Annotated in this window: 15 protein-coding genes; 5 read left to right on the forward strand and 10 right to left on the reverse strand. The window is 40.9% G+C overall.

The window, feature by feature from the left end; all coding sequences use genetic code 11:
* Positions 1–118 (reverse strand): sugar phosphate nucleotidyltransferase (locus tag QZY09_RS05400; RefSeq protein WP_295669250.1); only part of this gene is annotated, 118 nt, incomplete at its 3' end.
* A 323-nt stretch (positions 119–441) separates the two neighbouring features.
* On the opposite strand from QZY09_RS05400, the gene recQ reads away from it, so the two are divergent.
* Positions 442–2,637 (forward strand): DNA helicase RecQ, encoded by a 2,196-nt coding sequence (gene recQ, locus QZY09_RS05405; RefSeq protein WP_295669217.1) that lies wholly within the window; start codon positions 442–444, stop codon positions 2,635–2,637.
* A 90-nt stretch (positions 2,638–2,727) separates the two neighbouring features.
* Here recQ and QZY09_RS05410 read toward each other — a convergent pair whose 3' ends face one another.
* The 7 genes from QZY09_RS05410 to QZY09_RS05440 form a co-directional block, all read right to left on the reverse strand.
* On the reverse strand, positions 2,728–2,934 hold the full coding sequence (locus QZY09_RS05410) for a helix-turn-helix transcriptional regulator (RefSeq protein WP_295669219.1): 207 nt from the start codon (positions 2,932–2,934) through the stop codon (positions 2,728–2,730).
* Between the two features lie 2 nt (positions 2,935–2,936).
* Positions 2,937–3,959 carry a DUF2975 domain-containing protein gene (locus tag QZY09_RS05415; RefSeq protein ID WP_295669222.1) on the reverse strand — a complete coding sequence of 341 codons (1,023 nt, stop codon included), beginning with the start codon at positions 3,957–3,959 and terminating at the stop codon, positions 2,937–2,939.
* Positions 3,960–4,108: 149 nt separating this feature from the next.
* Complete coding sequence (locus QZY09_RS05420; protein WP_295669225.1) at positions 4,109–4,543, reverse strand: VOC family protein; 435 nt, start codon at positions 4,541–4,543, stop codon at positions 4,109–4,111.
* A gap of 101 nt (positions 4,544–4,644) precedes the next feature.
* A complete protein-coding gene (locus QZY09_RS05425; RefSeq protein WP_295669229.1) occupies positions 4,645–7,371 on the reverse strand; it encodes a carboxypeptidase regulatory-like domain-containing protein in 2,727 nt (908 codons plus the stop codon).
* A gap of 106 nt (positions 7,372–7,477) precedes the next feature.
* Entirely contained in the window at positions 7,478–8,734 is a 1,257-nt protein-coding gene (locus QZY09_RS05430) for an aspartate kinase (RefSeq protein ID WP_295669232.1), read from the reverse strand.
* Between the two features lie 22 nt (positions 8,735–8,756).
* Complete coding sequence (locus QZY09_RS05435) at positions 8,757–9,230, reverse strand: GNAT family N-acetyltransferase (RefSeq protein ID WP_295669234.1); 474 nt, start codon at positions 9,228–9,230, stop codon at positions 8,757–8,759.
* A gap of 112 nt (positions 9,231–9,342) precedes the next feature.
* Positions 9,343–10,032: a YggS family pyridoxal phosphate-dependent enzyme gene (locus tag QZY09_RS05440; protein ID WP_295669236.1), complete on the reverse strand. Its 690-nt coding sequence runs from the start codon at positions 10,030–10,032 to the stop codon at positions 9,343–9,345.
* A 42-nt stretch (positions 10,033–10,074) separates the two neighbouring features.
* Between QZY09_RS05440 and QZY09_RS05445 the strand changes: the two genes are divergently transcribed.
* Genes QZY09_RS05445 through QZY09_RS05455 form a run of 3 tightly spaced genes read left to right on the forward strand, consistent with a single transcriptional unit; the run spans position 10,075 to position 13,911 of the window.
* Complete coding sequence (locus QZY09_RS05445) at positions 10,075–10,455, forward strand: DUF4296 domain-containing protein (protein ID WP_295669238.1); 381 nt, start codon at positions 10,075–10,077, stop codon at positions 10,453–10,455.
* Positions 10,436–12,796 carry a Smr/MutS family protein gene (locus QZY09_RS05450; RefSeq protein WP_295669240.1) on the forward strand — a complete coding sequence of 787 codons (2,361 nt, stop codon included), beginning with the start codon at positions 10,436–10,438 and terminating at the stop codon, positions 12,794–12,796. Before QZY09_RS05445 ends, QZY09_RS05450 begins: the two co-directional genes overlap by 20 nt.
* A gap of 38 nt (positions 12,797–12,834) precedes the next feature.
* Positions 12,835–13,911, forward strand: a complete 1,077-nt coding sequence (locus tag QZY09_RS05455) for an SGNH/GDSL hydrolase family protein (RefSeq protein WP_295669243.1) — start codon at positions 12,835–12,837, stop codon at positions 13,909–13,911.
* Between the two features lie 344 nt (positions 13,912–14,255).
* Here QZY09_RS05455 and QZY09_RS05460 read toward each other — a convergent pair whose 3' ends face one another.
* Entirely contained in the window at positions 14,256–15,701 is a 1,446-nt protein-coding gene (locus tag QZY09_RS05460) for an arginine deiminase family protein (protein ID WP_295669245.1), read from the reverse strand.
* 173 nt (positions 15,702–15,874) lie between these two features.
* Between QZY09_RS05460 and argS the strand changes: the two genes are divergently transcribed.
* Positions 15,875–17,644 carry an arginine--tRNA ligase gene (gene argS / locus QZY09_RS05465; RefSeq protein WP_295669246.1) on the forward strand — a complete coding sequence of 590 codons (1,770 nt, stop codon included), beginning with the start codon at positions 15,875–15,877 and terminating at the stop codon, positions 17,642–17,644.
* Positions 17,645–17,873: 229 nt separating this feature from the next.
* Here the strand turns inward: argS and QZY09_RS05470 are convergent.
* On the reverse strand, positions 17,874–18,181 hold a 308-nt coding region (locus QZY09_RS05470), incomplete at its 5' end, for a hypothetical protein (protein ID WP_295669247.1).

Consider the following 18,181-nt stretch of genomic DNA (forward strand, 5'->3'; position numbering starts at 1 on the left):
ATGTTTTCCCGGTGACTAAAATATAAATAAATTGTTTTGGGTGAGAAGTGCGGCTGATGGGCCAAAAGCGGCTCCCGATTCCGCCTGCCATGATAATGGCGTAGTAGTTTTTATTCATAAGTTGTTAAACAGTTTTCATTATTTTAAAATATGGTAACAATAATGAAGCTATACCGAGCTTTTTCCTGACTTTTTTACGGCTTCAGGCTCAAGATAGTTTATTTGGTAAATGTGCGGCAAAAATGTATAATAATTTGTAATTTCAGTATTAAATAAAATTAAACAAACAAAAAGCAAAAACGTTGTTGTTTAAATGTATAAATAAACAAATTGTTTTTAATCTCTTAATCATTTTTTTATAAAATTTTAAAGTAAATCCATCGTTTATTGATAAATTTTTGTTACTTTAAACTTTTAAAATAATTCAAGAATAAGTAAAGAATGCTAGAAACTAAGAAGTCTCTTTTTGATAACCTCCAGAATTTTTTTGGGTTCGATAATTTTAAGGGAGAGCAGGAAGCGATAATAACCAATATACTGGCGGGTAACGATACCTTTGTGATTATGCCCACCGGTGGCGGCAAGTCCATGTGTTATCAATTGCCTGCCCTGATGAGTGAAGGTACTGCCATAGTGATCTCGCCCCTGATCGCTTTAATGAAAAACCAGGTTGACCAGTTAAGGGCCTTCGGCGGCTCAGATAGTATTGCCCATTTTTTAAATTCATCATTAACAAAAGCTGATATTACAAAAGTAAAGGAAGATGTGCTGGGAGGTAAAACCAAATTATTATATGTTGCGCCGGAGTCGTTAACCAAACAGGAAAATATTGATTTTTTACGATTGAACAATGTTTCATTCGTTGCCGTTGATGAAGCTCACTGTATTTCGGAGTGGGGGCATGATTTCAGGCCCGAATACCGGAAGATACGACAAGTGATCAGTAATATTGGTGACAATATCCCAATCATCGCTTTAACCGCTACGGCAACACCCAAAGTTCAGCAGGATATTCAAAAAAACCTGCAGATGAATAATGCTACTATATTTAAATCTTCGTTTAACCGCTCAAACCTTTTTTACGAGGTAAGGGCAAAACGTAACGTGATCAAAGAGATCGTTAAGTTTGTTAAACAGAATACCGGCAAATCTGGCATTATTTATTGCCTTAGCCGTAAAAAGGTGGAAGAAGTTGCCCAGGTACTATCACTTAACGGTGTAAAAGCTTTGCCTTATCATGCAGGCCTTGACCCAAAAGTACGTGCTGATACGCAGGACAAATTTTTGATGGAGGATGTTGATGTAATCGTTGCTACGATTGCCTTCGGTATGGGTATTGATAAACCCGATGTGCGTTATGTAATTCATCATGACGTGCCCAAGAGTATGGAAGGTTATTACCAGGAAACCGGTCGCTCCGGCCGCGATGGTGGCGAAGGTGTTTGCGTTGCCTTTTATTCTGAAAAGGATATTGATAAGCTCCAGAAATTTATGAAGGATAAACCGGTTTCAGAACGCGAGATCGGTACCCAGATATTGAAAGAAGTTATTGACTATGCCGAATCAAGTGTGTGCCGCCGTAAACAGCTGCTGCATTATTTTGGCGAAAACTTTAACGAAGCAGGCTGCAATAACATGTGCGACAATTGCTGCGCCCATAAGGAACATTTTGACGGCGAACTGCACCTGCACAAGGCATTAAGCCTGATCAAACAGATAGGTGAGAAATTTGACGATCTTTATATCATCAGCATTTTATTGGGTGAAGACAATGCCCAGATAAAAAGCTACGGACACGACCAGCTGGAATATTTTGGCTCTGGTAAAGAAGATGGCCGCAATGTATGGAACTCCCTGTTGAGGCAGGCGCTCCTGAATAACTTTTTATCAAAGGATATCGACCAGTATGGTTTGCTGCGTTTAACTAAAACAGGTAATTCGTTTATTGAGAACCCATACAGCATCCGTTTTGTGGTGAACAGGCCGATAGAGGCAGCAGACGATGACGATAGCGAAGACGGCCCAAAACAAGGCGGTGGCGCTTTAGATACCGAGTTATTGCAGATGCTGAAAGATCTGCGTAAAAAACTGGCTAAGCAAAAAGGATTGCCTCCGTTTGTTATCTTCCAGGATCCGTCATTGGAAGAAATGTGCACACACTATCCGATCACTACTGATGAATTAAAACAGATCTCGGGCGTAGGGGCAGGGAAGGCTCTCAAATTTGGCAAGCCGTTTACCGACCTGATCCAGAAATATGTGGAGGATAATGACATTGACCGCCCGATAGATATGGTGATCAAGAGCGCTGCCAACAAATCGGCGTTAAAAGTATTTATCATTCAAAATATCGACAGGCATTTGAACCTTGATGACATTGCAGCCTCAAAAGGCCTTACCTACGATGAGATTTTAAAGGAAGTGGAGACAATTGTCAATTCTGGTACAAAATTGAACCTGAACTATTATATCGACGAAGTAATTGACGAGGATAAGCAGGACGAAATATTTGATTATTTCCGTACCGCCGAAGTTGATTCGATAGACGATGCACTTGCCGAATTGGGCAACGAAGATTATAGCCGTGAAGAAGTACAACTGATGCGTATCAAGTTTTTATCGGAAATGGGGAATTGATGCGAGTCGAAAGTCTCTAGACTTGAGTCTCAAGTCAGAAATGTTTTTTAGAAGCCTTTGGATTAATTTCTGAAGGCTTTTTTATTGCTGTTAGTCTGGAATAAATTCTAATATATCACCGGGTTGACAGTTGAGGACCAGGCAAATTGCCTCAAGGGTTTCAAACCGGATAGCCTTTGCTTTACCTGTCTTTAGGATCGAGAGATTTGCCATCGTGATCCCAACCCTTTCACTAAGTTCTGTTAATGACATCTTACGCCGCGCCATCATCACATCAAGATTTACAATTATTGCCATCGTTAGACAGTTAGATCCTGTTCGTCTTTTAATAATTTACCCTGGCGAAACGCTTTGAAAAGGGCCAGGAATACAATGCCAACGCCAATTGTCTTCCAGTTATTGGTCCATAGGTTGCCATTTAGCACGACGTCTTCGGTGAAGTAATTATGAAATATCAGCCAAATCAAATAATTAAGTGCAAAAATGCCTACTGGATAAATTAGTAAACTTAAACCTATCAGTCTTAACCGTCTCACGTTTTTACCGGTAAAAGCAAGACCTTTGGAGAGATCGAGTACGAACTTTAAGAACCCGGATATGAGATATAAGAAATACAAAGCCAAGCATATATTCACGATAATAATGATGATATCCACCGCGTGCTTTGCAGACCGGCTGCAAGGAATCAAAATGGCGCGGTCGCGATGATTGTAATTAAATTTAACAGGCTGATCAACAGTATTCCATATTTTAACAACAGTATCTTTTCTTTTACCCCTGTGTACAATAATTTTCCGGATAAATGATTGGCCGCCTTTTGCATAAAACTGTATAGAATCCGGGCCTAAAGCCCACCTTGCATCATTCAACTTCCAGCCTGGTAATTTGATGTACCATCGAAAATGGTCAATTCCATATTTCTTTGCGTCGTTATGTTCCTTGAAATTAAAAACACGGTCATAAAGCCATTTTTTACTACAGGTATCACATTGTAAATTTTCTTCGGTTGCCAATACACTGGCAAAAACTTGTCCGCCGCCCATCCAGTATTCCCCGTTCCTAAGCTCACGAATCGTTTTAACACTGTCGTTAAACTGCTTGTAATGATAATAGCTACTGGTCAGGTTGGCGGGGGCTTCTTCATCAAAAGCCTTTAGATCATTGTTGCTAACATTAGGGATAAACGGTTCATTGTTTACAGTAGATTGTGAGCCACCGAATAGTGATGGATATGAAAATGAAACATACATTGCCAAAATTAGCAGGACGTAACCAATAATAACTATATTAACGATAAGGTTTGTATTGAATTTAAATTTCATGGTTTAGATTGCTTTTAAATCAAAACAAATTTAAATTAATTATTGATAAGAATAAAATTATTATCGATAATCAATAAATATTGCTGATTTTAAAAGAATCTGAGAGCCTTGGGATTAACAGCTAAAGGCTATTTTACGGGACAGTGTTTTCAATTTGTTGCAAATAGCTGACCTAAATCCTTAAAAGATTTAAACTCAAGCGCATTGCCAGACGGATCGAGAAAAAACATGGTTGCCTGTTCTCCGGGTAACCCTTTAAAGCGTATATAGGGTTCAATTACAAATTTTACCTGGTGCAGGCGCAGCCGTTTTTCCAGTTCCTTCCATTCATCCCATTCCAGCACTACACCATAATGCGGAACCGGTACATCATGGCCGTCGACAGGGTTAAAATGGTGTTCATTTTTTTCAGCAGGTCGGGGCTTTAAATGGATCACAAACTGGTGCCCGTATAAATTAAAATCAGTCCAGCTGTCTGAACTGCGGCCTTCGCTGCAACCCAAAACTTCCCTGTAAAAGTTCCGCGCTTCATCAAGATCGTAAACCGGGACGGCAACATGGAAGGGTGTTAAGCGGGATTTCATTCAAATATGTTTTAATATTTTATAATTGGCAGGTTGAAATCAATATTTAAGTCGTAATTATATTGCGAAATAACTTTACTTCTTCTCTACTTTATAACAAATTATTTCACCACATATCGGTAAACAGCCCGCCCAATATTTCCATCCTGGTCTAATCCTTCTACCGTAACACGGTAAGTTCCTTTTCCATCAGCATTAAAATATTCAAGGTCGGCATTCCCTGTTTTATCTGTAACTATATTCGGGTTCCAGTAAATCGTACTCCGTGTATCAATTTGCGCCGGCTGGTTTGTGCGCGGCCCGGTATATCTGGGCAGGTAAAAGGTTTTAACCGGCTCATATCCCTTAGGTAAAAGGGTCAATTCATTTCGGCTGCCTATCAGCTGCTTAAGATCCCGAAAGCTTATTTTCTGGGTTTCTACCTTGCGTAGGTTAACTACAATGGCGCCATTAGAATTATAGGCGCTGTTTATAAGCCCCATTTCGTCCTTTGTAAATATTTCTATCGATTCAACGGTTTTGGGGTCAACACTCTGCAGGTAGGACGCATCAACAGGCATTCCTTTCACAAATACCTGCGTGGGCACTTTTTTCCCCTGGGAATAATCTCTGAAAACGTAAAAGTTTTCGTTTTCAAAGGTCATGCCCGCGGCAAGTGTTTTAATACATTCAAGCAACGAATTGCATCCTTCCAGCTGGTCTGCTTTTATCACGTGATCAGGCTGGTCGCTAAGGCTGGCTAAATTTCCATAGTCTTTATGACTTACCGTTTTTACAATCCTTTTGTCTTTTATAACAACTTCCTTTAAAATATGTAAATTGTTGAATTGTATCTTGCTATTTTTTAAATACGGACTAAGTACACTGTCAATATTGGTTATGCCATCAGGCTCAGCATAGTTAATCGGGATGGATTGCCGTGGTTCGCCATCTACCGTAAGTACAAGGTCGCTGGCGTGAACATTGTCACGGGCGCTTAACATCACTTTTGCAGAATCAGGAAATACAAGATTTGGGAATATAAATCGCCCATCGGCATTAGTTATCGTATTGGCGAAATAGTTTTTATCAGGTATGGATATGTGTACATTTCCCCTGTTAACAGGTATGCCGCTTGATGACCTTAATGTGCCGATAATATCGATGCCTTTTTCAACGCCAAAACCTACTGGCCTTTGCTTGTTATTGATAATATCATCATAAGAGTATCTGCGGTAGCCTTGTGTTTGCAGTAATATGTCCAGGTCTGCAGCCGTTTTTTGGTCGGAATGATTAAAGTAATAATTCGGTTTTTCGATATAACCGCTGATATCCGAAGTTAAAAGCAGGTTAGTTAATATGGTGGTTTCTGCATCTTCATTAAATGGGACCTTCGATTCATCGATTACCGAAACAGAAAAATTACCTTCATCCGGCTGGCCGCTATTTTTTGCAGTTAATTTTAACTTTGCCAACTGCCTGGTCTCGTAACCGGGGTGGTCGCTGTTCACCGTAAGATTTAACTGATCATTGTGTTGTATAAATGCAATACGTTCGCTAACAGGCTCGCCGTCTTCGGTAAAAAGCGTTAATTGAACTATACCTGTAGGGAATTTACTTTTAGGAATAGATGCATTGTAGATAGTGCCAGGTAGCTGCAATTTAGCTGCAAAAGCAATTGCGCCGCTTGATTTTGCAATAATAAAAAACGTTTTTCCCTGGAAATCTTTCAAAAAAGTTTCATCAGCCTGCAATTTAATATTTAAGTTATCGGGGTCGTTATTGTCAACACTCAGGGTGATTCCGTCACTTCCAACTTTTGGGAAAACCGGGTTCGCTGTTGTTCCATCTGCGTAAGTTACATGGGCCGTGTAAGTTTTTCCATCTTCAGGCGCTAAAATAAAAGCACCCATGCCCAGGTTGGTAGAAGAAAATTCGTTGACGACATTGTTGTTATTGTCGGTAATTGTACCTTTCACATCAATGCCTAACCCATCAGGTTTAATAGCTTTAAAAGCTATTTTTGTGCGTACACCAGTTATTAACTGGCCTCCTTCCGGAAAAAACTGGATGTCGTTTGGCCGCGATATGGGTTTTAACGAAAATGAATTCGTTATCATTTTTTGCTGCCTGTTTTCAATTTGAGTAACAAGTTTAGCTGAATCCAGGCTTAAATTTTTTGTGTTAACAAAGCTGATATCAATAAAACCATTTTTATCTGTTACACCTTTTCCTTTGGCAATGGATTCATCATCTCTTTCGACTGACCAACTAACTCTCTTTTCTGCTATTGGCACACCTTCATTATCCTTATAAAGAATGCCGGCAGATATTTTACTTGATTTACCTGAAGCTGAAGTCTTTAAAGATACCTGCGCAGACAGGGGGTTATTAATAGCATCACCTAACGTTATACTTTTATTAAAGAAATAGGCCACGCCCAAATTATTCATATAATTGGTATAGGCAACAATCCTGTAATTCCCTTTTTTATATGCATTTTGATTTAACGCGAGATGCCCCCAGGTAACACCGTTTTTCACCTGTAATTTTAACGATTGTACCAGTGAATCGTGCGGTGCCAGAAAATGGACATATACAATTTTGCTGATCAATGATGGTTGGTGTATGCCGGTAGTTAAATAAGCTTTAAACCAAATGGTATCACCAACAGCATAATAGGGTTTGTCAAAGTGCAGGTAAACCTTTTCTATCGGCAGGTCGGTATAAGCCTTTGTTGATTTGGCCAGTAACTGGTTTAAAACCTCGCTATTGTTTTGTGCTGAAACAGGTAAATAAAATAGGGTAAAAAATAATGATAAAATAAAAACGGATCTGAAAAACCTCATAAAATAGAATTTATCCTGCTATACCCGGCTAATATAGCCCATTGCCTGTTAAAAATGATAAATTGACGGCACTTTAACATTTTTATTGCAAAATTTAACAATTGGCCTATTTAACAGCCATCTGAATAGTGTTTCTGCTCAATTGCTCCAGCAATATTGTTTTACCGGCTTTTAGCTCATTTAACCAATCAGCAGTATAATGCCTTACTGTTATTAATGTAAGGTTGTTATTGTATTTAACTTTAAACCCTGCACTCAATTCATCAAAAAGCTTTTTAAAACGATCCTCTTTATAATCAAAACAAACCGAAAAGCTTAATGCTGATGTTTGCATCATATTTACTTTTACATTGTTTTGTGCAAACATTCTAAAAATGTTACTTAAATGATCCTCTGAAATAAAGGAGTAGTCTTTAGCCGATAGCGAAAGCAGCACCTGGTTATGTTTAAGTATTATTACCGGTTTTGTGAAAATGTTTGCGCTGTTTTCGTGGATGATGGTACCGGGTGCTTCCGGGTCATTAAATGGTTTCACCAGCAACGGTATTGTAGCATTTTGCAGCGGTTTGATGGTTTTAGGGTGAATCACACTTGCACCATAATAGGTCATTTCAATCGCTTCCGTATAGGATAATTCGTCAAATTTAACGGTATCCTCAAAAAATTTGGGGTCGGCATTCAGTACCCCAGGCACATCTTTCCAGGTAGTTACCGATTCGGCGCCTAAGCACGATGCAAATATAGAGGCAGTAAAATCTGACCCCTCGCGTCCCAGCGTGGTGGTGAAGTTCTCTGAGGTGCCCCCTAAAAAGCCTTGAGTTACAACAATTCCTTTTTGCAATAATCCAGGAATGTCTTTTTGAATAGCAGCACAGGTTTTGTTCCATTGCACAGCCCCCTCCCGGTAAGTATTATCCGTATGAACATACCCGCGTACATCCAGCCATGTGCTTGTTAAGCGGGCTTTATTTAAATAAGCGTTGACGATGCGGGTTGAAACCAATTCGCCAATAGAAACGATCTGGTCGTAAATAAAATCAAAATCGTCGTGGGGTTCATCTTCTATCGCCCAATCTATCTCCACAAAAGTATTGGCCACCTCGTCAAATACTGGATTTGATGGCTCAAAAAGCTGTTCCATTATCGCGTAGTGGTAATTTTTGAGATCTTCAAAGATAGGCTGCAGCTTATCACCGCCATCAAAATAGGCTTTGGCCAATTTTTCAAGCGCGTTGGTAGTTTTGCCCATGGCCGATACCACGATCAGCAATTGCTGCCCCTCAAACTTTTTGACCACATTGGCCAGGTTAACTACGCCCTCGGCATCTTTTACAGAAGCCCCTCCGAATTTAAAAACAAGCATTATTTAGAAAGGTATTTTAAAATTATAACTCAAAGTTTAATAGCTGCTCCTTTGATAAAGCGCCGTTTAGCCAGCCCGCTTCAATGCCGGCATTATATTTTTTGTAGAATTTTATGGCAGGCTCGTTCCAGTCGAGTACTTGCCAAACCATGCCGTTAAAGCCCATTTCTTTTGCCTCAATGATCAGTCGGTCGAACAATAATTTACCGACGCCTTTCCCACGCATTTCTTCCGTAACAATAAGGTCTTCCAGGTACATTCTGCAGCCCTTCCATGTAGAGTAACGTACATAGTATACTGCAAAGGCCACGATAGCGCCATTTACTTCGGCAACAAAAGCCTTCCAAACGGGCTTTTCCCCAAAGCCGGCGTCTTCAAATTCCTGAAGGGTAACGGTAACTTCTTCGGGTGCCCTTTCAAAAAGTGCAAGTTCCTTAACCAATTCCAATAAGCGCGGGCAATCTTCTTTTTTTGCTATTCGTAGATTTATGTTCATTAGTTCAATTGTTCATTAGTTTATTGGTGGGATGTTTGAATTAAATAATTGCACATCGATCTGTATTCCAAAAAATCCGAACCCGATAGCTATCGGGTCGAACATCCGAAATTCAATTGTTATTCCAGTGTTTGATCACCCTTTGGCCAAAAATGGTGCTGCCAAGCCTTATCATATTACTGCCCTGTTCAATGGCGACTTTATAATCAGATGACATGCCCATTGATAGGGTATCAAATGTAGGTTCTTTCCTGAAGAAGCTTTGTTTGATGCCGTCAAAAAATATTTTTAGCTCATAAAACTCGTCTTTAATCTGTTTTTGATTATCAGTATTGGTAGCTATTCCCATTAGCCCCCTTATCCGGATGTGTTTTAAGGCTGCAAACTCTTCAGAGCGCAGCATTTCTATCGCCTCGTCAAAACCTAAGCCAAACTTGGTTTCTTCATCAGCTATATAAACCTCCAACAGGCAATCGATGATCCGGTTGTTTTTGGTCGCATGTTTATCAATTTCCTGCAGCAGTTTTAAACTGTCAACAGATTGGATCATGCTGATAAATGGCGCAATGTATTTTACTTTATTGGTTTGTAAATGGCCGATAAGGTGCCATTCAATATCCTTCGGTAAAAGTTCTTGCTTTTCAACGAGTTCCTGCACCTGGTTTTCGCCAAACAAACGCTGCCCGGCGTTATACGCCTCGAGCACTTCTTCGTTTGATTTTGTTTTTGATACGGCTAAAAGGGTTACATTTATCGGGCCGGTTTCGTTTTTTAAGCTTTTTATATTATCTGCAATGCTCATTTATCCGTAATTTTGTTCAGTAATAAGCCGCTAAATTACAGAATGCGTAAATATATCACCTTGTTTTTTTCAGTAAGCTTACTTTTATTTGCTTGCACCGCCGGTAAAAGTAACGGCAAAGTTATTGAACATGACCAAATGGTCAGGCTATTAACAGATATTCACATACTTGATGGCAGTTTGTACAATGCTGTTTCGCAAAGCCCGGATACCTTGTATAAATATGGCACGGCCAGGTATCTTACCTTATTTAAAAAATATCATGTTGATTCAGTTGAGTTCAGACGGAGCCTGAGGTATTACACCACCCAGCCGATTGAATTTCAGGCGATGTATGATAAAATACTGGTTGACCTACAAGCCAAAACTGATTCCATTAATAAGAAACTACTCAAAACTACTAATGCCCCAAACCCGAAATAATACCGATAAACTGGGTTTTGCCGAGGTAAAGGAATTAATTAAAGCTCATTGCCTTAGCGAAATGGGCCGGCAAATGGTCGACAAAATTCAGGTGATGAATAATTTCGACCAGATCAGCAAGTTCCTCGGCCAGGCTAACGAGTTCAAAAACATTTTAGAGAATGATGATGCATTGCCCATTCACCACTTTTTTGATATAAAAACGCTTGCCAATAAAGCCAGGATAGAAGGCGTTTTTTTAAGTGAAGAAGAGTTTTACCAGGTGCATGCGTCTTTAACAACCGTATTTGCCGTAATTGCCTATTTTAATGAGCGGGAAGGTTTATATCCCAACCTGGAAGCCTTATTTGAACATTTGCCTATTGAAAAGGCGATCATTAAAAAGATCGATATGGTTATTGATCAGAAAGGAAAGATCAGGCCAAACGCTTCGCGCGACTTACAGGAAATTACCTCGGGCATTGCACGTGCCGAACAGGATGCCCGTAAAAAGATAGACCAGGTTTTTAAAAACGCAGGCAGCAACGGGTGGACAGCTGACGGATCACTAACTGTCCGCGATGGCCGTTTATGCATCCCCTTGCTGGCTGAAAATAAGCGGAAAATAAAAGGTTTTATTCATGATGAATCTGCGTCAGGCCAGACGGTTTATATGGAGCCGGAAGAAGTATTTACCTTAAATAACCGTATCCGTGATCTTGAATTTGACCGCAGACGCGAGATCATCAAAATATTAACGGCATTAACTAATGAACTAAGGCCTTACGTTCCATTACTTTTATCGTACCACAGCCTTTTAACCAAACTCGATTTTGTAAGGGCCAAAGCACTTTTTGCTATTGATATTGAGGGAGAAATGCCGCAACTGGTAAATGAAGCAAGTATAAAGCTGACCAATGCCAGGCACCCGCTCTTACTGTTAAATTTTAAAAAGGAACATAAGACAGTTGTGCCTTTAAACGTGCGGATTGATGAGCATACCCGCATTGTGGTGGTATCGGGCCCAAACGCGGGCGGGAAATCTGTTTGTATGAAAACAGTAGGCCTACTGCAAACTATGGTACAGGCCGGTTTGTTGATCTCCGCGTCAGAAGCCAGTGTTGTTGGTGTATTTAAACAGTTGTTTGTAGATATAGGCGACGACCAGTCGCTTGAGAGTGATTTAAGTACCTATAGCGCGCATCTTTCAAAAATGAAAGAATTTGTGGAACAAGCTAATGGGAAAACATTGGTTTTGATAGATGAATTCGGTACCGGCACTGATCCTCAATTCGGGGGGCCAATTGCTGAAGCGGTGCTGGAATCCTTAAATCATAAAAAGGTAAAAGGTATGGTGACTACCCACTACTCCAACCTGAAAATATTTGCCAGCCATACCGAAGGGATAGAAAACGCTTCGATGCTGTTTGATAACAAGGAAATGAAGCCGCTTTATATGCTGGAAGTGGGTAAACCCGGCAGTTCGTACGCGTTTGAGATCGCTCAGAAAATTGGTTTACCCCAGAATGTGCTTAATCTTGCTAAAAACAAGATCAGCGCCGGACAAAAAAAGGTGGACACGTTGCTGGTCGACCTGGAACGCGAGAAAAAGGAAATTTACGATACACGGATAGTGCTTGAAAAACAGCAGCGACAGGTGAACGCACTGCTTGCCGAAAATGAAACGTTGAAAAGCTACCTGGAAGAAAATAAAAAGGCGCTGATAAGGGATGCTAAAGACCAGGCAAAGAATATCATTTTAAACGCCAATAAACTGGTAGAAAACACCATATCTGAAATAAAAAGCAGCAATGCAGATAAAGAAACCACACGTGTTTTAAGGGAAAAACTAAATACCGAACTTCAAAATAACACAGTTAAACCTATCGCTGTAAAACCACTGCCTGCTGATGAAGAAATAAAGCCAGGCGATTGGGTAAAGTTAGTTGACAGCGAAACAACGGGACAGGTGATCGAGATCATAAAAGACAATGTGGTAATTGCCATCGGTGATTTACGTACCGTTGCCAAAAAGAAAAGGGTTATTAAAGTTGCCAAATCAACGGTGCCAAAAGAGATCAGGCGGAATTATAATAGCCAAACCGGCGATATGGCCAGTTTTAACCCCGAAATAGATGTTAGGGGCATGCGCACAGAAGATGCCCTTGGTAATATTGAAAGGCTGTTTGACCGCGCGCTGATGATGGGTTTTGGCAATTTAAAGATCATCCATGGTAAAGGTGACGGCATTTTACGCAAAATGATAAGGCAGTATCTGAAAAAATACGATCAGGTTGACCGCATGGAAGATGAACATGCCGACAGGGGCGGGGATGGTATAACTTATGTGTATTTTAAATAAACCAAAGTCATTTTTTTAAGTTGATAAAAATATAAATCATGAATTTAAAAATAAGTTTTTTCTCGATTGCCATTGCCGCCTGTTTACAATGCAGCGCTCAAACCATTGTTAAAAGTACTGACCCTCATATCCGTTATTCCGGTCGTATAGCGATGACAGATAGTACGGCGGAACTATCCTGGTCGGCCACGTCAATAAAGGTAAATTTTATTGGAACCGGGATCAGCGCCGTATTAAAAGACGAAGGGTCAGATAACAATTATAATGTGATCGTGGATGGTAAGGTTACCAGTATTATCCATCCTGAAATAGCAAAAAAAGCTTACCAGTTAGCCACAGGGTTACCAGGCGGGAAACATACCCTTGAATTATTTAAACGAACCGAATGGGCAATGGGTAAAACCTTGTTTTTCCAGTTTGAGCTATCTGGCAATGGGAAAATTTTGGCTCCGCCTCCCGCCCAAAAGCGTAAAATAGAGTTTTTTGGAAATTCCATCACCTGCGGTTATGCCGACGAAGATACAACAGGTAAAGACCGCGGCACAAGTCCCTATGAAAATGGCTACCTGAGTTATGCAGCTATAACCGCCAGGCATTTTAACGCCGAAATGCACAATACGTCTAAAAGCGGTATCGGAATAACGGTGAGCTGGTTCCCCATGATCATGCCTGAAATGTACGACAGGCTTGATGCCACTGACCCTGACAGTAAATGGGATTTTTCAAAATATACGCCGCAGGTGGTGGTGATCAATTTATTTCAAAATGATTCGTGGATCGTTAAGTTGCCCGATAATGAACAATTTAAAGCGCGGTTCGGCACAAAGCCACCTACACCTGATTTTGTTATCAATGCCTATCAAAGCTTTGTTAAAAGTATTCGTGCCAAATATCCCGATGCCAGGATCATTTGCATCCTGGGCAGCATGGATGCCACCGGGGCAGGTTCCCCATGGCCGGGATATATTGATAAAGCAGTAGCAGGGTTAAGTGACAAAAATATCTATACCCATTTTATCCCTTACAAAAATACAAACGGACATCCCAGCGTTAAAGAACAACAAACAATGGCCGATGACCTGATCGGGTTTATGGAGAAAAGTATTGTTTGGTAAGTCACTTTACTCGAGTTTAGAGAGAGGAAAGGAATAATCTTTAAGTTAACTTTAACCTCTCTTCACAATTCAATACCGTTTAAATGTGGGAGATCTTTGTTTTTATCAAACGTTTTTTACAGAAGAGTAGGTCTCATACGACGGCTTTTTGTTGCGTTGCGCAACACGTGCAATACACTGCAATAAATGTATAAATTACTGATAATCAAAAGCATAAGTACTGACACTATTTTGTCACTGACAAAATAGTGTCAGCACTTTTTCAGGTATTACGCCGTTTAGCCAAACCCGGCATGCCTGCGAACCTGAAGTAAACGATTTTTAGAAAATCAGCCTGCTGCAAACTATAAAACCTTATCCCGTAAAAGCGGCATGCTCATGCAATGGAAACCGCCCCTGGCTCTTGAAAGCTCCGCCGATGGCATTAAGATCAGCGTATCGGTCATGGTCTCGGGGTTAAGTTCATCATTTTCAAATTTCTGCAGCAGTTCTTTTACTTTTATCACCTTAAACCCTTTTTGTTTAAAAGCCTCTACCGTTTTATCATTGCGGTCATATCCCAAAACAACACCTTCTTTCAGCGCCAGCAGGTTACACGAATCGGTCCATTGCTCTCTTGCATCGTAAGGGAAAGTATCGCCGCCTGAATAAATGAAAACGGTATTTTCAATACTTCCCAGGTCATTTTTACTCACATCATTCAGTAGGTCTTCCAAACGTTTAAATGTTTTTGGCTTTTTGCCCTTCGCAAACTGAACAATCTCCGTTTTATCTTTATTCTTTTTGTCGGCAAACCAACCAAGGGGTTCATCAATCTCACCGGCCCCGTCGGGTACGGCCAAACTTCGCAGCAGCACCCAGGTGTTCCGTTTTACCTGTGTGAAAACGGTATCGATGTGCATATAATCACGTTTATGAGGGATTTTTACAATGGTTACCTTTTTAACCACTTCATTCTGAAATAGTAATTTTATAGCTTCATTGGCGCCGCTTACCGAGGTACGCTCGCTGCAGCCGATGATCAGATGCTGCGGGCTTACCATCATTACATCCCCGCCTTCCAGCGTTGTTTTTTGTTCATTGTCTTCACCAGGGCGCAAAAAATGCTGTACGGTTTCAGGAATCTCTAAAATATTATCGCGGTAACCTGCAAAAAGCGGGTGGTTGAAGAAAATGTACCTGGCCAGTAAGGTTTCACGTGCCCTTGCTTTTTTAGCGGGCTTGTTCAGCAGCATAAAATTGTTTACAGCGATACCAATATCCCTCGAAAAAATAAGATTAGGGATAGGAGCGAAGATCATCTCATTTTTATTGAGCGATCCTGATATAATGATTTTGGCAAGTTCGGCCGGCGGCGTATCAATTAATTTTAATTGCAAACGGTAGTTGCAATTTTCGATGGCGCAAACAGAAGCGATCAGCTTTTTGCGGATGTCGTCTTCCTGCAAAATATCTTCAAGCAAGGTTTGGATCTCAATTACCTTGTTTGAACAATGGAAGTCCTTGTTATCCGGTTTGTAAAAAGCGCGGTTTGATTCTTTTGCATCTATTTCCTTAAGTTTGCCCTTGATTTTAGCAGGATCGAGGAAATACATTAACAATTTAACGTAGAAATCATATTCGTTTTTACGCATCGTTTCCAGGTGCACAATATCTTCAAAAAGCCAGTCCTGGGCTTTTGAAGGTACTACTTTTCCGAGCCCGTTATCCGGGCTATGGATCAATAAGGCGCGAAGGTTACCAATTTCGGAGGTTACATCTAGTTTAAAATCGTTGTTGCTGAGTTTCATAAATTGTTCGCAAAGAGAGCAAATATAGTGAATTGTAGTCGGGAAGTCCGGAAAGTCCGAAAAGTCGGAAAGTAATATAAACTTCTGGCTCCAAATTTCAGCTTCAATTACAAATCCATCTTTCGGACTTTCGGACTTCCCGACTTTCGGACTTAAATCACTATTTTTGCACGATGGATTTTATTGTTGCAGCTGCTCTTAAAGCTATAAAGTACTTATATAACACCGATATTACTTCAGCAGATATAAACCTGCAGGAGACACGTAAGGAGTTTGAAGGACAGGTAACGATTGTTACTTTTCCCTTCACCCGTTTTTCCAAAAAATCTCCCGAACAAACCGGGAGCGAGATTGGTGCCTACCTGCAAAACGAACTGAGCGAAGTTGCCGGGTTTAATGTAATCAAGGGTTTTTTGAACATTTCATTGGCCGACGATCATTGGCTAAACCAGTTGTATACTGAAATTCTGCCTGATGACTTTGCCGTTTTTAAGCCAAATGGCCAAAAAGTAATGGTTGAATACTCATCGCCTAATACTAATAAACCATTGCACTTAGGGCACGTGCGTAATAATTTGCTGGGCTTTTCAGTTGCTGAGATCCTTGCGGCTGCCGGGTACGAAGTGATTAAAACCAACCTGGTGAATGACCGTGGCATCCATATCTGCAAATCAATGCTGGCCTGGCAACGGTGGGGCGATGGCGAAACACCGCAATCTTCGCGAATGAAGGGTGATCATCTGGCGGGTAAATATTATGTGCTTTTTGACAGGGAATACAAAATTCAGATAGAAGCCTTAAAAGCAGACGGCCAAACAGAGGAAGAAGCAAAAAAGAACGCGCCATTAATTAAGGAAGCGCAACAAATGCTGCAACAATGGGAAGCCGGCGACCCTGACGTAAAAAAGCTTTGGCAAACAATGAACACCTGGGTGTACACAGGTTTTGCCGAAACCTATAAAAAGCTTGGCGTTAGTTTTGATAAATTTTATTACGAATCGGATACTTATATTTTAGGTAAGGATATTATTGATGAAGGCCTTGAGAAAGGTATATTTTTCAGGAAAGAAGATAATTCTGTCTGGATCGATCTGACCGCCGACGGACTCGATGAGAAATTGGTGCTACGCTCCGACGGCACTTCGGTTTACATGACCCAGGACCTTGGTACCGCTCAATTAAAATACAACGATTTCCATATGGATAAATCGCTTTATGTGGTGGGTAATGAGCAGGACTATCATTTTAAAGTATTGTTCCTCATCCTGCAAAAACTGGGTAAAACCTGGGCGCGGGGTTTGTATCATTTATCCTATGGTATGGTTGACCTTCCGTCAGGAAAAATGAAATCGCGTGAAGGAACAGTAGTTGATGCCGACGACCTGATGGCCGAAATGGAACAGACCGCCAAAGAACAAGCGCTTGCCAAAGGGAAAATTGATGCCTTTAGCGAAGATGAAAAGCTGCATTTATACCACATTATAGGTATGGGGGCATTAAAATACTTCCTGCTGAAAGTCGATCCCAAAAAACGCTTATTATTTGATCCAAATGAGTCAGTTGAGTTAGAGGGGCATACCGGGCCATTTATTCAATACACCCATGCACGTATAAAATCGGTGTTGAAAAAAGCAGGCGCGCTGGAAAAAAGCAAGGCGGCAGCCTACCAAATTCTTGCCGCTGAAGAACGGGATCTTATTGTTGCCCTTACCCGGTTCCCCGAAATTATAACGCTGGCGGCCGAGGCCTACAGCCCCGCGCTGGTTGCCAATTATATTTACGAACTGGCTAAAAACTACAATAAGTTTTATCACGAAAACCCTATCCTGCAGGCAGCCGATGAACCTTCAAAACAGTTCAGGCTATTGCTTTCATCGGCAGCAGGCAAGGTGATCAGTAAAGGAATGAAATTGCTGGGGATTGAAGTTCCTGAGCGGATGTAGCGCGCCCTCCCGGCCCAGGCCACTAAAGGGGGAGTTTGAAAAATAAAAAGTCTAACGTTTTCCCGTTAAACTTTTTATTTTACTCCCAGTGTAATTAAATTAAGAGGAATTAAATATCGAATAATGAATTTAGAATGTCGAACGCCGAGTTTCTTACTTCATTATTCAACATTCGAAATTGAGTGTTCGATATTGAAACTTTAAACATAATGACATTGGGGGCTGTAGCTTACCTCCAATAACCTCTATGCCATGTGTATCCGCGTGGGCCACGTTCCCAGGCGCCGCGCATCCATACCCGACCTACTCTTGGCCTATCCCAGTGACCACGGAAGTAAACGTACCTGCCGCCTTGCCACACCCAATCACCTTCAATCCAAATTGCACCGGGATATGGCGCCATTGGTCTTGCATAAACCGGTTCAACAGGCCTTTCATACACATAGTAACTTCCTGCACATGATGCCAGGAAAAGGGATCCAGCTAAAGCAAGCATCATCCCTAATTTTGATATTGTTTTCATTGGTTCTATTTTAA

The sequence above is a fragment of the uncultured Mucilaginibacter sp. genome (genome assembly GCF_903913935.1).
Taxonomy (GTDB): Bacteria; Bacteroidota; Bacteroidia; order Sphingobacteriales; family Sphingobacteriaceae; genus Mucilaginibacter.